This window comes from Mucilaginibacter sp. P4_A11, assembly GCF_056402535.1.
The window spans coordinates 1-12,511 of record NZ_JBFUHE010000006.1 but is presented as its reverse complement, the minus strand read 5'-3'; the positions used below and the strand labels follow the sequence as shown (position 1 = coordinate 12,511).

11 protein-coding genes and 1 pseudogene are annotated in these 12,511 nt (G+C 40.4%); 6 read left to right on the top strand and 6 right to left on the bottom strand.

What is annotated here, in order from left to right; genetic code table 11:
- The first annotated feature begins 355 nt into the window (after nucleotides 1-355).
- Genes AC1DUD_RS13060 through AC1DUD_RS13050 form a run of 3 tightly spaced genes read left to right on the top strand, consistent with a single transcriptional unit; the run spans nucleotide 356 to nucleotide 2,746 of the window.
- Nucleotides 356-1,906, top strand: coding sequence for an NAD(P)/FAD-dependent oxidoreductase (locus tag AC1DUD_RS13060; protein ID WP_477375124.1), 1,551 nt, complete (start codon nucleotides 356-358; stop codon nucleotides 1,904-1,906).
- Entirely contained in the window at nucleotides 1,903-2,388 is a 486-nt protein-coding gene (locus AC1DUD_RS13055; protein WP_477375123.1) for a DinB family protein, read from the top strand. Before AC1DUD_RS13060 ends, AC1DUD_RS13055 begins: the two co-directional genes overlap by 4 nt.
- Nucleotides 2,381-2,746 carry a CoA-binding protein gene (locus tag AC1DUD_RS13050; RefSeq protein ID WP_477375122.1) on the top strand — a complete coding sequence of 122 codons (366 nt, stop codon included), beginning with the start codon at nucleotides 2,381-2,383 and terminating at the stop codon, nucleotides 2,744-2,746. Before AC1DUD_RS13055 ends, AC1DUD_RS13050 begins: the two co-directional genes overlap by 8 nt.
- Here AC1DUD_RS13050 and AC1DUD_RS13045 read toward each other — a convergent pair.
- The 3 genes from AC1DUD_RS13045 to AC1DUD_RS13035 all read right to left on the bottom strand — a co-directional run bounded on the left by AC1DUD_RS13045 (nucleotide 2,743) and on the right by AC1DUD_RS13035 (nucleotide 6,510).
- Entirely contained in the window at nucleotides 2,743-3,543 is an 801-nt protein-coding gene (locus AC1DUD_RS13045) for a DUF5672 family protein (RefSeq protein ID WP_477375121.1), read from the bottom strand. The two genes, AC1DUD_RS13050 and AC1DUD_RS13045, sit on opposite strands and share 4 nt — an antisense overlap.
- 30 nt (nucleotides 3,544-3,573) lie before the next feature.
- Nucleotides 3,574-5,442 carry an ABC transporter ATP-binding protein gene (locus AC1DUD_RS13040; RefSeq protein WP_477375120.1) on the bottom strand — a complete coding sequence of 623 codons (1,869 nt, stop codon included), beginning with the start codon at nucleotides 5,440-5,442 and terminating at the stop codon, nucleotides 3,574-3,576.
- A 69-nt stretch (nucleotides 5,443-5,511) separates the two neighbouring features.
- The gene (locus AC1DUD_RS13035) at nucleotides 5,512-6,510 is read right to left on the bottom strand and encodes a glycosyltransferase family 9 protein (protein ID WP_477375119.1); all 999 of its coding nucleotides are present in this window, start codon (nucleotides 6,508-6,510) and stop codon (nucleotides 5,512-5,514) included.
- 207 nt (nucleotides 6,511-6,717) lie between these two features.
- Here AC1DUD_RS13035 and AC1DUD_RS13030 point away from each other — a divergent pair, with 207 nt between their 5' ends.
- The gene (locus tag AC1DUD_RS13030; protein WP_477375118.1) at nucleotides 6,718-7,455 is read left to right on the top strand and encodes a glycosyltransferase family 2 protein; all 738 of its coding nucleotides are present in this window, start codon (nucleotides 6,718-6,720) and stop codon (nucleotides 7,453-7,455) included.
- Here AC1DUD_RS13030 and AC1DUD_RS13025 read toward each other — a convergent pair whose 3' ends face one another.
- Together AC1DUD_RS13025 and AC1DUD_RS13020 are read right to left on the bottom strand one after the other, a co-directional pair.
- Nucleotides 7,456-8,526 (bottom strand): glycosyltransferase family 4 protein, encoded by a 1,071-nt coding sequence (locus tag AC1DUD_RS13025; RefSeq protein ID WP_477375117.1) that lies wholly within the window; start codon nucleotides 8,524-8,526, stop codon nucleotides 7,456-7,458.
- The gene (locus AC1DUD_RS13020) at nucleotides 8,517-9,509 is read right to left on the bottom strand and encodes a glycosyltransferase family 9 protein (RefSeq protein WP_477375116.1); all 993 of its coding nucleotides are present in this window, start codon (nucleotides 9,507-9,509) and stop codon (nucleotides 8,517-8,519) included. Before AC1DUD_RS13020 ends, AC1DUD_RS13025 begins: the two co-directional genes overlap by 10 nt.
- A gap of 353 nt (nucleotides 9,510-9,862) precedes the next feature.
- Here AC1DUD_RS13020 and meaB point away from each other — a divergent pair, with 353 nt between their 5' ends.
- The gene (gene meaB / locus AC1DUD_RS13015; protein ID WP_477375115.1) at nucleotides 9,863-10,741 is read left to right on the top strand and encodes a methylmalonyl Co-A mutase-associated GTPase MeaB; all 879 of its coding nucleotides are present in this window, start codon (nucleotides 9,863-9,865) and stop codon (nucleotides 10,739-10,741) included.
- A gap of 70 nt (nucleotides 10,742-10,811) precedes the next feature.
- On the opposite strand, the gene AC1DUD_RS13010 is transcribed toward meaB, so the two are convergent.
- Nucleotides 10,812-12,101, bottom strand: coding sequence for an aminopeptidase P N-terminal domain-containing protein (locus AC1DUD_RS13010; RefSeq protein WP_477375114.1), 1,290 nt, complete (start codon nucleotides 12,099-12,101; stop codon nucleotides 10,812-10,814).
- A 148-nt stretch (nucleotides 12,102-12,249) separates the two neighbouring features.
- On the opposite strand from AC1DUD_RS13010, the pseudogene AC1DUD_RS13005 reads away from it, so the two are divergent.
- Nucleotides 12,250-12,511 (top strand): annotated as a pseudogene (locus tag AC1DUD_RS13005) (OmpA family protein); the annotation flags it as partial.

Sequence of the window (12,511 nt, the reverse complement as noted above, 5' to 3'; positions counted from 1 at the left end):
CTGGGTGTTTGTTATCTATGAATTGAAATTTGGCTAACAATATTTATACAAAAAGGGGGGTAACATATTTCTGCATAAAAAACGATTAATTATTTGATTATAAGATATATAAGTAGATGTTAACCCTGAATTGTGTTAACCCTGTTAACCCCCTTTTGTTAGTAAATTCAATCCAACTCAAAACTATATATTGCTTAAGTATCTGAATAAGCCAAAAAAAGAGGCTGATCTTTATGATACAGCCTCAAGGTGAAAATGAGCGCAGGTAAAAATTGCTAATCAAAAGCTCTCCCTTTAGGGGGCTGTAGTTTTTTCTTAACTTTGCACCATCCGGGATAAAAACCCGGCATCAGTCATGACAAAAGAAACAGAGATAGTTTGTCCTCCCGGGCAACATGAAGATGAGGAGGTTTTGAAACAACTGGCTTCATCGGCACTTAAAATTCCCCTGAAAAATATTACGGCGTTAAAAATTTTAAAGCGTTCTATTGATGCGCGGGGTCGTCGTGTGGTTTACCGTATGCAGGTGAGGGTTTTTATGCAGGAGGCCTATCAACCAGAAATTTTTACCGTTAATTACCCCAACGTGCAGTTTGGCCGGCCGGTAATAATTGTTGGCGCAGGCCCTGCCGGGTTATTTGCAGCGTTGCAATGCATCGAACTTGGCTTAAAACCGGTTGTTATTGAACGCGGCAAGGATGTAAAACAACGGCGACGTGATTTGGCCAATATTAATAAACAAGGCCTTGTTAATCCCGAATCAAATTATTGTTTTGGTGAGGGTGGGGCTGGTACCTACTCGGATGGTAAGCTGTATACGCGCTCAACCAAGCGGGGTGATGTGAACCAGGTTTTAAAAATGTTTGTAGCACATGGAGCTGCCGATGATATATTGATTGATGCGCGGCCGCACATCGGCACCAATAAATTGCCGCAGATCATCACTGCTATGCGTGAAACGGTGCTGAACGCTGGTGGCGAGATCCTGTTTGATACCAAAGTAACTCAACTGCTTGTTGATTTTGGAAAGATCAAAGGTGTGAAAACATCAACCGGCGAAAAAATAGTTTCAGATGCTGTGATCCTGGCTACAGGGCATTCGGCAAGGGATGTGTTTGAAATGCTGCACAGTCAGAATATTTTGATAGAAGCCAAGCCTTTTGCTTTGGGAGTAAGGATAGAGCATCCGCAGGAAATAATTGACCGCGCACAATACCATTGCGAATACCGCGGGCCAGATCTGCCGCCATCATACTACAGCCTGGTTGAACAGGTTGATGATCGTGGTGTATTTTCTTTTTGCATGTGCCCCGGCGGTATCATAGCCCCATGCTCAACCGAAGCCGGTGAGATTGTGGTGAACGGCTGGAGCCCCTCAAAAAGGAACAATCCTTTTGCTAATTCGGGCACTGTGGTGCAAATTAATCTGGAGGATGTTGCCGGCGATGATGGCGATCCTTTTAAAATGCTCAACTTCCAAAAACAGGTGGAGCAGGCCGCTTTTGTTGCAGGGGGCGGCAACCTGGTAGCACCCGGACAGCGCATGGTTGATTTTGTGCAAAACCGTTTATCAACCGATTTGCCGGTTAACTCATACCTGCCAGGCACTAAGAGTGTTGAGCTAAAAGAGGTTTTACCTAATTGGATCAACGAACGTTTGCGTAAAGCCTTGCCGGTGTTCGGCAAAAAAATGAAAGGCTATTATACTAACGAAGCTATTTTGGTAGGTGTTGAATCGCGCACATCATCACCTGTGAAAATTCCACGCGATAAGGAAACTTTGCAGCATCCACAGATCTCCGGTTTATTTCCATGCGGAGAAGGTGCCGGCTATGCGGGTGGTATAATTTCTGCTGCTATTGATGGCATTAACTGTGCAACTGCTACTTTAAAAATATTATCATGACCACATCTCAAAAATTAGCCAGCGAGCTTGAAAGTGTTTTATCAGGCGAGCCATGGTATGGCCCCTCGGTTTATGCTATTGTTGACGGTATCAGCTTTGAAGCCGCTTATGAAAAGCCTGTGGGCTCGGTGCATAATATTGCCGCTATTATTTTGCACATGACCGGATGGACAGAAGAAGTAATGGATCGGATGAATGGCATGGATGCCCAGCTGCCGGTACGGGGCGACTGGCCCGAGCCAGGCCTGCCCGACGAACAAAAGTGGAAATGGATTGTTGAAGATTTAAAGCTGGTGAATGTGAACCTGGTCGGCTTTATCCAAAATTTCCCGGAGGAAAAATGGAGCGAAGCTGTTACCGGTAAACTTGACGGGGAGTCGGGAACAGGCGATACTTACGAGCAGCAGGTGAGCGGTTTGATACAGCACCATATTTATCATTCGGCTCAAATTGCTTTACTAAACAGGATGATCAATGGCTAATAAGAAAACGTTAATATTAGGGGCAACACCCGATACCAGCAGGTATGCCAACTTTGCGGCCACCCGTTTGGTTGAACGCGGGCATACCATTGTTAACGTTGGCATAAAAACAGGCGAGGTTGCCGGCGTACCTATCGAAAAGCCCGAAACCATACATCATGATATCGATACGATTACGCTGTATGTTGGTCCGCAAAACCAACTGCCGCTGTATGATTATATCCTGAACACAAATCCTAAACGGATTATATTTAACCCCGGAACTGAAAATGCCGAACTGAGGCGCAAAGCCAATGAAAAAGGTATTGAAACAGAGTACGCATGTACGCTGGTCATGTTATCGGTAGGGGAGTATTAAATTTCGTAACCGTAATTTTTAAACACTGGTTGCCAATATTCCAGGTTTCTGTCCCATGCATGGCATCCAAAAGGGAGTTTGCCGCCGTTTATTTTTACCGCCCGTTCAGGAAATAGTTCGACAGAAAAACCAACGGCTTTTTTATACGAAGGAATATTGATGGATTTTTTACGCCGATTTACCTCAACGCCCCAAAAAACATCTTCATTAAAGTAATGATCATCGTTCAGGCTTAGGTATTTTTGAATCTGGTCTTGCATGCTAACGCATAAGTCATGAAACTTTTTAACCCTACGCAATGAAAACCCGCCATTGCCCACCTTATTTTCAAATTGCATGCGCGATGGCCTTCCATCAATTTGTACATCAAAATACAAATGCCACCGGTGTTGTATTTTTGATTTTATGGCCTTGACCATGTCAGGATAATCATATTTATGGATCCATGGCGCGCCTACATAGTCATAGCCCTGTTCGCACCATTCCATCAGCTGATCGCTAAATACAAATGCATCAAGCTGATATATAAGCATGAAATCATAGTTTAAAAAGCGTTTATAAAACTCTTCGGCAAGCATAAGCGCGTTGTAGCCTTTAACGTTTTTAAAGTAAGCGTCGTCAAAACTAATCACATCAGTAAAGGGCCATGGCTGTACATCAGGGGGTAACAAAAGATTGTGAGGCTTAATAGCAATTATATCATGAGTTGATAATACTTTAGTTACCTGCGCAAAAGCAATTTTTTCAAAAGCACTTAGTGTATGCTTATAAAAAGGTATAATTATGGTTGCTTTCAAAATAGAGTTAGCTTAAAACGATGTTTTATATTATGAATTAAAAGCCTGCATATCTATCAGCTTTTTATAAAGACCATTATTTTGAAGCAATTCGGCATGGGATCCCCGTTCAACGATACAGCCGTTTTCAAGTACAATTATAATATCTGCATTTTGAATAGTGCTTAAGCGATGGGCTATAATAAGCGAGGTACGGTTCTTCATCAGGTTATTCAAAGCTTCCTGTACCAGTTTTTCTGATTCGGTATCCAGGGCTGATGTTGCTTCATCCAGCAGCATGATGGGCGGGTTATTCAGTACTGCACGGGCAATGCAAATGCGCTGGCGCTGCCCACCTGATAGTTTAGTACCGCGGTCGCCAGTGTTGGTTTGGTAGCCGTTTGGCGTATCCATAATAAAATTATGGGCGTTGGCTATGCGGGCCGCCGCCTCTACCTCTTCCATGGTTACATCCGGTTTGCCGAAAGCAATGTTGTTGAAAATACTATCATTAAACAAAATTGATTCCTGGTTGACTATACCCATTAATGCCCTCAGTGATTCCATGGTAACTGTTTGGATATTTTTACCATCAATGGAGATTGTTCCCGACTGCGGCTCGCTGAACCGGGGCAGCAGATCCATCAAAGTTGATTTTCCACCACCCGATGGCCCAACCAAGGCAACTGTTTTCCCTTTCGGAATCTCAAGGTTGAGGTTTTTGAGTACATACTTTTCAGTTTCGATCGATTGTTTCTCGCCAGTACCTGGTGTTGTGTTGGGTTTAGCTGTATAGGCAAATGATACGTTCTCAAATTTAACTTTATCCTCAAAGCCAGTAAGCTCTGTGGCATTGGGCGCGTTAACAATCAGCGGCTTCTCATCTATCAGTGCCAGTACGCGTTCGCCGGCTGCTATACCTGAGTGGATATTGCTAAATGAATCGGATATAGCCTTGGCCGGGCGCATGATCTGCGAAAACATAGCTATATAAACGATGAAATTATCGGCAGATAGCGAGCCCTGGCCTTTAATAATTAAGGAGCCACCGTATAATACTATACCCGCCACCATTAATACACCCAAAAACTCAGATACTGGTGATGCCATTTGCTGTCTTTTGGCCATAGAGCGGGTTATTCTTGAATACTCCTTGTTTTCACGGTCAAAACGATTTTTGATAAAAGTGGCAGCATTAAATGCTTTGATGATCTTGATGCCCGATAAAGCTTCATCAAGATTACTGATCATATTGCCGTAAGTTTGCTGTGATTCTGCAGCCTGCTCTTTAAGGCGTTTAACTATCCTTGATATAACAAATGCCGAAACGGGGATGATCAGCATTGAAAACAAGGTTAACTTAACCGATATCACAAATAAGAACACGAGGTAAGTTATAAGCTGAAAGGGTTCCTTGAATGCTACCTGCAAAGTACCGGTCACTGAAAATTGAACAACTTGAACGTCTGCAGAGATCTTTGAAAGGATATCGCCTTTGCGTTCATTGCTAAAATAACCCAAATGCAGATTCATGACGTTATTGAAAACAGTGCGGCGCAGGTTAAGTAGCGTATATATGCGCAGGTTCTCCATAATTCGTTGCGAAAAATAGCGGAACAGGTTACTTAGCAGTACTGAAACAACTATGGCCACGCAAACAAATTTTAATGCCCCCAGTGGGCCGTAAATTAAATTGGCCTCATGTGCAAAATAGTCGAAATCCTTTAAAGGGTTCCACCAGTTTGCCGGTTTGGTTACCACTTCAACTGTTTTGGGATCGAAAATTGTTTTTAATAATGGGGCTAGTAAGGCAAGGTTAAGCGTATTAAATATTACGGAAAATAGAGTACATATAAAGTAAGGAACCGCGAATTTACCTATAGGACGAGCAAACGAAAGAAGCCTGAAATAAATCTTCATTAAATTTTATTATAAAATGCAAAGCTAATAGTAATTAGCTAATAACCTGTAAAGTCGCCTAAAAGCATATCACGTTATCGTCAAATACCTTTGAGTTGCCTGCCAAACGTTGTCGATATCTATATTGGCGATGCATGGAAAAGGTTTATCGCTTTCTGTTTTGAAAATGCAATTCCAGTTGCAATAATAACAATCCATTTTTTCATAGATAAATGATCCGTTTTTGACAATACCTGCTGGGTAAGGTACAAAGCGGTTAAAGTGGCCGCCTCCCACAATACATACAAAAGGTGTATCAACAGCTGCAGCTATATGGACGGCGCTACTGTCATTGGAAATAATCATTACTGAATTTGCAATCATCTCAATAAGTTCATTCAAATTGGTTTTACCGCTGATATTAACAACGGCTGCTGATTGCGATTTTTCCAATATATGGTTGCAGAGCGGTATCTCGGCATTACCACCTGCCAGGTAAATAATTTCATTAGTGCTTTGCTCAAGTTTTTTAATGAGTTGGGCAAATTTTTCAGCCTCCCATCCACGGCTTTTAAGACCTGCACCGGGAAAAATAATGATACCGCTTTTTGTTGATCGGTTTGCACCAATAAATTGTTTTTGAATGGAGATGGGTTGGTTAAGTACCTGCTCAAAAAAATACTCGTTTCTGGCAAATTCAAAATGTATTGAAGAAGGTAACGGTAATAATGTTTTATAAAACCTGTCGGTTTTAGCTTTATATTTAGGTTCGATGCCTTCAGTATTGCTTTCAAAGCCAATCAGGTTTGATGAGCCCGAAAGTGCAGCGAGTCCATCTGTAATAAAGGTACGTGTGCTTGCGGGGTTTAATACCGCCTCATAGTTTCTGACAAACAATTGCAATCCTAATTTAAATACCGACTTGGGCGAATAATAAAGGCTGTTTGCTTTTGTGAAGAAAAACTTTGTTATGTATTGCCCGTCATGTGCAACAACAAGATCGCTCCATATTTCGTTACCTAATAAATCTATTTCGTAATTACCGTACTTTGGCGACAGTTTTATGATCTCGATGAAATTTCTGAACAATATGTAATCACCTATGGCATCGGTCTTAACGATTAATATTCTTTTTTTGGAGGATTTGAATAAAGCAAAAAATCGGAATATGTATGGTGCTTTTAGTAAAATGAAGCGGGTTAATCGGAATAGATTCCTGTTTTTTTGCATTTAAAACAACAGATAGAAAGTAATGTATTTTGCTTTTATGGTATTTACTTTGCACAAATTAAATGAATGAGCGAAAATACACAAAATATAACGTCAAAACAGGGCGGTACGTATGCGGGGAAGGTTACAGTTATTATTGTTACCTATAATGCCGCCGCAACACTGCAGAAAAGCCTTGATAGTGTGTACACGCAAAGCTACCCCGATATTGAACTTATCGTTATTGACGGCAACAGCACTGACGGTACAAAAGAGATATTGTTTGCCAATAATGATAAAATCACTTACTGGAAAAGTGAACCGGATAACGGCATCTATGATGCTATGACTAAAGCTGTAAGGCAGGCAACAGGTAACTGGATCTACTTTTTAGGCGCCGACGACGAGCTATTGGCTGATTTTTCAGATATGCTTGTAGAATTAAAGCTGCCAAATACCATCTATTATGGCAGTGTGCATACAAGAGGGTTAAAACCATTAGGCGAGGTATCTGATTATTACCTTGCCAAGCACGGCATTATTCAGCAATCCATCATTTATCCTAAAATCGTTTTTGAAAAATATAGCTATAATTTAAAGTACCTTTCTTCGGCCGATTTTGCATTAAACATGCAGTGCTTTGGCGATAAAAGCCTAAAGTTTGTGCATTTGAACCATATAATAGCCAATTTTAGCCATAACGGTGTTTCTGGTCAGTCGCGTGACATGGTATTTGAAAAGGATAAACCTAAGCTGATATTAAAGAATTTTGGTTTTAAATTCTGGCTTAGGTTTATGGTCAGAAAGTTAAGAGGGAAATCATAATCACCGGCCCTCAAGGCAATCATGATACAGCTGCAAATACTGCTTAGCCGTTTTATCCCAGTTAAAGCTTTCAGCATGGGCTATTACCTTTTCAGATGGCGAGTTTTTATGAAAATCATCCAATCCCGCAACTAACACCTTTTGCATTTTGGCAGGCTCAAAGTTATCAAAGTAATAGGCACAATCTCCCGCAATTTCAGGCAGCGAGGTACGGGTTGATACAAAAACAGGTTTACCAAAATGCATCGCTTCTATTACTGGTAACCCAAATCCTTCCGCAATTGACGGAAAAACAAATGCTTCGCAATTTTTATAATACCACGCCCTGTCATCGTCAGATATAGGGCCGGTTATTTTAATCCTGCTTTCAACCCCATGTTTTTTTGCTTCGGCAATGATGTTTTCTTCGTACGGCGTTTTGATGCCCGAAATAATGAGCTCAAGATCATTGTTTGCCAATAAGGCGGGCAGAACGTGAAAGTTTTTTTTTGCTGCTACAATGCCAATCGTAAATAAAAATGGCTTTCGTGGTTGATAGGCCGGTTGATGGCCTTGTTTTAATATTAGTTTATCAGCGCCGTTATGGATAACAGTTAACCTGTCGGCAACATGCGGAAAGTAGGTTAATACGTCATTAGCGGCAAAGTTTGATATTGTTACTATTTTATTACTTGAATTGATCCGCTCTCCCAGCTTTTTGAGGTACAGGTCCAACTCATCTTTACCTATATTTTCATGTACCTGGTTAATGTCATGTATAGTTAGTATCTTTTTGTATTTGCTCCGCACTTTTTTAGGCTTTAGCCTTGAAAACTGGTCGGTAAAGTGAAACAGGTCAATACCTTTGTTATTGTAGAAAAAAAACTTATGATGCTTTTGTAAATAATTTCTGTGTATGGCTGCGTCTGTATCAAACTCGGTTACAGATTTGTGTAAAAAGTAAGTCAGATCAAGGTCTGTGTTTTCTTTAATCAGTGATTTGCCCAAGCTTTTTCCAAAATGGTACAAACCAGTGTTTGGATACCTCATCGAATCAAATGTAACCAATACACGGGGTTTATTTATGTCCATGTTTTAACTTTCTCTGCCACCATAAACGGCGTTATCGTTTCTAAATTGTTTGTTCCGCTTTCCATATAGTCAGCCTTTTTGCCAACAGGTGCCCACCGGCCCGGGTGTATTGGCCTTAACGAGGGGAATAATCCAAGGGTATTGATCCCGGTCAGAGCTGCAAGATGCAGCGGACCGGTACCTGAGGCAACAAGGCCGCCAGCTTTACTTATAAAAGTTATCAGTTGCCCCAACGACATCTGCCCGGTCATGTCCTGCACTGTTGACGGGAGTGTTTGTATCCAATCTGTAAGCAAAGCCTTTTCCTTGTCAGATCCGGTTATGATGATGTTGAATTTATCAGGCGGCAAGTAATTTATAAGCTCTGCAAAATTATTCAGGCCCCATTCCATACCACTGCCGTGCGATTTTGGATGGATGATGAGATTAAACTTATCGCTTAAAAGTTTAGCGGTCAAAGCCGGTGTCAGGTCAACTTTACTATGGAAATTATTATTTGCTATAATGTCGGCTAAAGAGGGCGCCTGCTTAAGTCCTAAGGGCTTTAGTAAAACCAGGTTAAGCTGTGCCTCATGCAGATCTGATTTTTTGCGGCTTAGTTTTACCAGTTTGTTACAGGTATACCAATGAAATACCCTGTTGGTTGTTCCTATTCGGAGTTTGATACCTGCCTGCTTTGCTACTTTTGCAATATGTTTATTGGGGAGCACGTGTATAACCGCGTCAATGTTTTGCTTTTGAAGATATTCAGCCTGTTCGTTGTCAGGTAGTTTTTTTAGCTCATCGTAATTAACAAATACATCGATAGAAGCCATAGTATTAATTACCGGTTGTGTATAGGTACGACCTAAAAATGAAACTATAGCACTGGGAAATAATTGTTTAATATATGCTGCCACCGGTAGCGTAAGTACAACGTCGCCAATTGCATCAACCCTGCTAATTAAGATATGAGGTGTTTTTATATGATAGATATCTGGCATTGTTTTAACGTATTACATTACGGGCAGATTAATAAATGTTATACTTCAGTTTGCAATGATAAGATTAAATCTGCTATAGGCTTAATGTAATTTTCATATCATTGTTGCATTTACTTTTGTATCTTTTAATTTAGAGTATTTTATTTTTTTTGTAAAATTTGATATTTGTTTGAATCATGGTTTATAATTCAAACTTTTTGATAGTTATTAAAAGTATAATAGATTAATAATATCATGAGTATCCGGATACTTAGAATAAATCAAATCGCATACGTAACAATAGTTTAATATTGCTATTAACGTGTTTATCATATAATAGGTAGATTTGAACATTATTATCATTTGCTTTGAACTTGCATCAGAATATAATTGGTCAATTAAATTTTCGTGCGGTAGCGCGTGCGTTAACTATTGTTGAAAATGACCTGAATGGCAGCACTACCTTACTTAAAAGTCTCAACTTTGAAAAAAAGTGCCCGGTTATTGGCATTACGGGGCCACCCGGCGCCGGCAAAAGTACACTGGTAAACGGCATCATTGATCTGCTTTTGGAAGATAAAAAAAAAGTAGCTGTGCTGGCCATCGACCCTACCTCTCCTTTTAATTTCGGTTCGCTGCTTGGCGACAGGATCAGGATGGCATCACATTTTAATCACCCTGATGTTTTTATCCGGTCGTTAGCTACAAGGGGCTCCTTAGGCGGTTTGTCTGCAAAAACCATTGAAATGGCCGATGTATTAAAAGCGGCTGGTTTTGACTATGTGCTGATTGAAACTGTAGGCGTTGGCCAGTCTGAAATTGAAATTACAGGTCTTGCTGATATTACCCTGGTGGTATTAGTGCCCGAAGCAGGCGATGAGATCCAGCATATCAAATCGGGATTGATGGAAATTGCTGATGCCTTTATCATTAATAAATCCGACAGGGAAGGGGCTGATGTATTTGCCAATAATTTAAAAAAGATCATCGGGCATAGCGTTGACGGGCAACCACCCATATTTAAAACTACGGCGTCGCAAAACCAGGGGATTGATAATATCGCCGCCTTTATACAACAAGCTAATTTAACACAAAACAACAGGCGAAGGCTACTACTGACCGAAAAAGTATACAAACTTATTCAACAAAAAATGATGGCAGGAGTAGACAAAAAAAAGCTTCAGCTTGATATTGCTGAAGCTTTGAAGAGCGGAAAATTCAATCTGTATACTTTTGTGGATACCTATGTATAGTATTTGATTAGCTCAATGTAAAGGAAGCTCAAATCAGGCTGTTTTGTTTATATAGACTTAATGTGGAGTATCAGCTGTTCATGATTTCTTCAATATGTTCTGCTTCAACCGGAATGCTGGCCATTAAGTCGATATTACCATTGCCGGTGATGAGGATATTGTTTTCAAGGCGGATGCCCAAGCCTTCTTCTGCAATATAAATCCCTGGTTCGCAGGTTAATATATTTCCGACATCAAAAGGTTTATACCTGCTCGCATAGTCATGTACATCCAATCCCAGGTGATGAGAGGTACCGTGCATGAAATATTTTTTGTACAGCGGTAGGTTTTTGTTCTGTTTTTCGACGTCATGTCTGTCGAGTAAACCAAGGCCAATAAGTTCACCGGTCATGATCTTCCCAACTTCGTCCTGGTATTCGTTCCATACAGTTCCTGCAACAATGAGTTTTGTGGCCTCCCGCATCACGTTTAAAACGGCATTATAAACCTGGCGCTGGCGCACAGTAAAGCGGCCGCTAACGGGTATTGAACGGGTCATATCAGCATTGTAGTTGCCATATTCGGCACCAAAATCAAGTAGTATCACGTCGCCATCGTCACATACCTGGTTGTTATCGTTGTAATGTAACACGATGGCATTGGCGCCCGAAGCAATAATAGGGTTATAGGCATGGCCAGTAGCCCGCTGCCTGATAAACTCGTGAATAATCTCGGCTTCAATTTCATACTCAGTTACTCCGGGCTTAGTGTATTTTAAAACGCGTACAAAAGCATCACGAGTAATATCACAGGCCCTTTGTGTAAGCTCAATTTCAATATCTGATTTTATTACTCTCAGGTCGCGTAAAATAGGGGCCGAACGGGTATAATTATGAAGCGGGTACTTTAATTTAAGGGCCTCATACATGCGATAGTCACGGTAAGGGACAGTGTGCGCATAGCGGTCATTTTCATTGGTGTTAATGTAAATATTTTCGGCATAGTTAATAATACTATGCAGTATAGTATCATATTCGTTAAGCCAAAAAATACTCTCGATACCTGATGCCTCACGTGCTTCCTCTTTGGTGTATTTATGACCTTCCCAAATAGCTATATGTTCGTTGGTTTGTCTTAAAAAAAGTACTTCTTTGTATGCCTTATTAGGACAATCAGGATATAAAACCAGGATGCTTTGTTCCTGATCAATGCCTGTTAAGTAAAAAAAATCGGGATTTTGCTTAAAAATAAATGCCTGATCACCACTACGCGGAAACTCGTCATTTGCGTGAAAAATAGCGATTGAGTTGGGTTTTGTTCTTGAAACGAAATTTTTTCTATTATTTGTAAATAAGCTATTTTTTATCGGCAGATATTTCATATTTATCGGGTGATTATTTTATTAAATCATTTTTTTTTAGTTATTTGTGTAACTATTACAATTTTTGGAACAATGTTTGGTCATTGATTCAAACATAATTACTAATTTTGAAAAAAATCACAATTAAAATCGTTTAATCTTAAAAACTATGAATTATTCTACATTAAAGAAAACAGTCGCATTGTCATTTGCTTCTTTGATGGTTGCTGGTTTGGCTAATGCGCAAACCGATTCAACCAAAACAACGGCAACTACAACGTCATCTGAAACCTCAACCGCTAAGGTATTTGGTGGTTTAGGCCAGTACAGGAAATTTAGCATCGGTATCAATGGCGGCGCAACTTCACAGTCGCTGGCAACCGGTGGTTCTTCTGATTTCCAAAAGAAAAAGATCAGCCTTGGCTACGGTA

Excerpts from the sequence above, each read along its gene's own strand:
- AC1DUD_RS13060 (WP_477375124.1), top strand. The coding sequence starts at position 356 with ATGACAAAAGAAACAGAGATAGTTTGTCCTCCCGGGCAACATGAAGAT.
- AC1DUD_RS13055 (WP_477375123.1), top strand. The coding sequence starts at position 1,903 with ATGACCACATCTCAAAAATTAGCCAGCGAGCTTGAAAGTGTTTTATCA.
- AC1DUD_RS13050 (WP_477375122.1), top strand. The coding sequence starts at position 2,381 with ATGGCTAATAAGAAAACGTTAATATTAGGGGCAACACCCGATACCAGC.
- AC1DUD_RS13040 (WP_477375120.1), bottom strand. The coding sequence starts at position 5,442 with ATGAAGATTTATTTCAGGCTTCTTTCGTTTGCTCGTCCTATAGGTAAA.
- AC1DUD_RS13030 (WP_477375118.1), top strand. The coding sequence starts at position 6,718 with ATGAGCGAAAATACACAAAATATAACGTCAAAACAGGGCGGTACGTAT.
- AC1DUD_RS13025 (WP_477375117.1), bottom strand. The coding sequence starts at position 8,526 with ATGGACATAAATAAACCCCGTGTATTGGTTACATTTGATTCGATGAGG.
- AC1DUD_RS13020 (WP_477375116.1), bottom strand. The coding sequence starts at position 9,509 with ATGCCAGATATCTATCATATAAAAACACCTCATATCTTAATTAGCAGG.
- AC1DUD_RS13010 (WP_477375114.1), bottom strand. The coding sequence starts at position 12,101 with ATGAAATATCTGCCGATAAAAAATAGCTTATTTACAAATAATAGAAAA.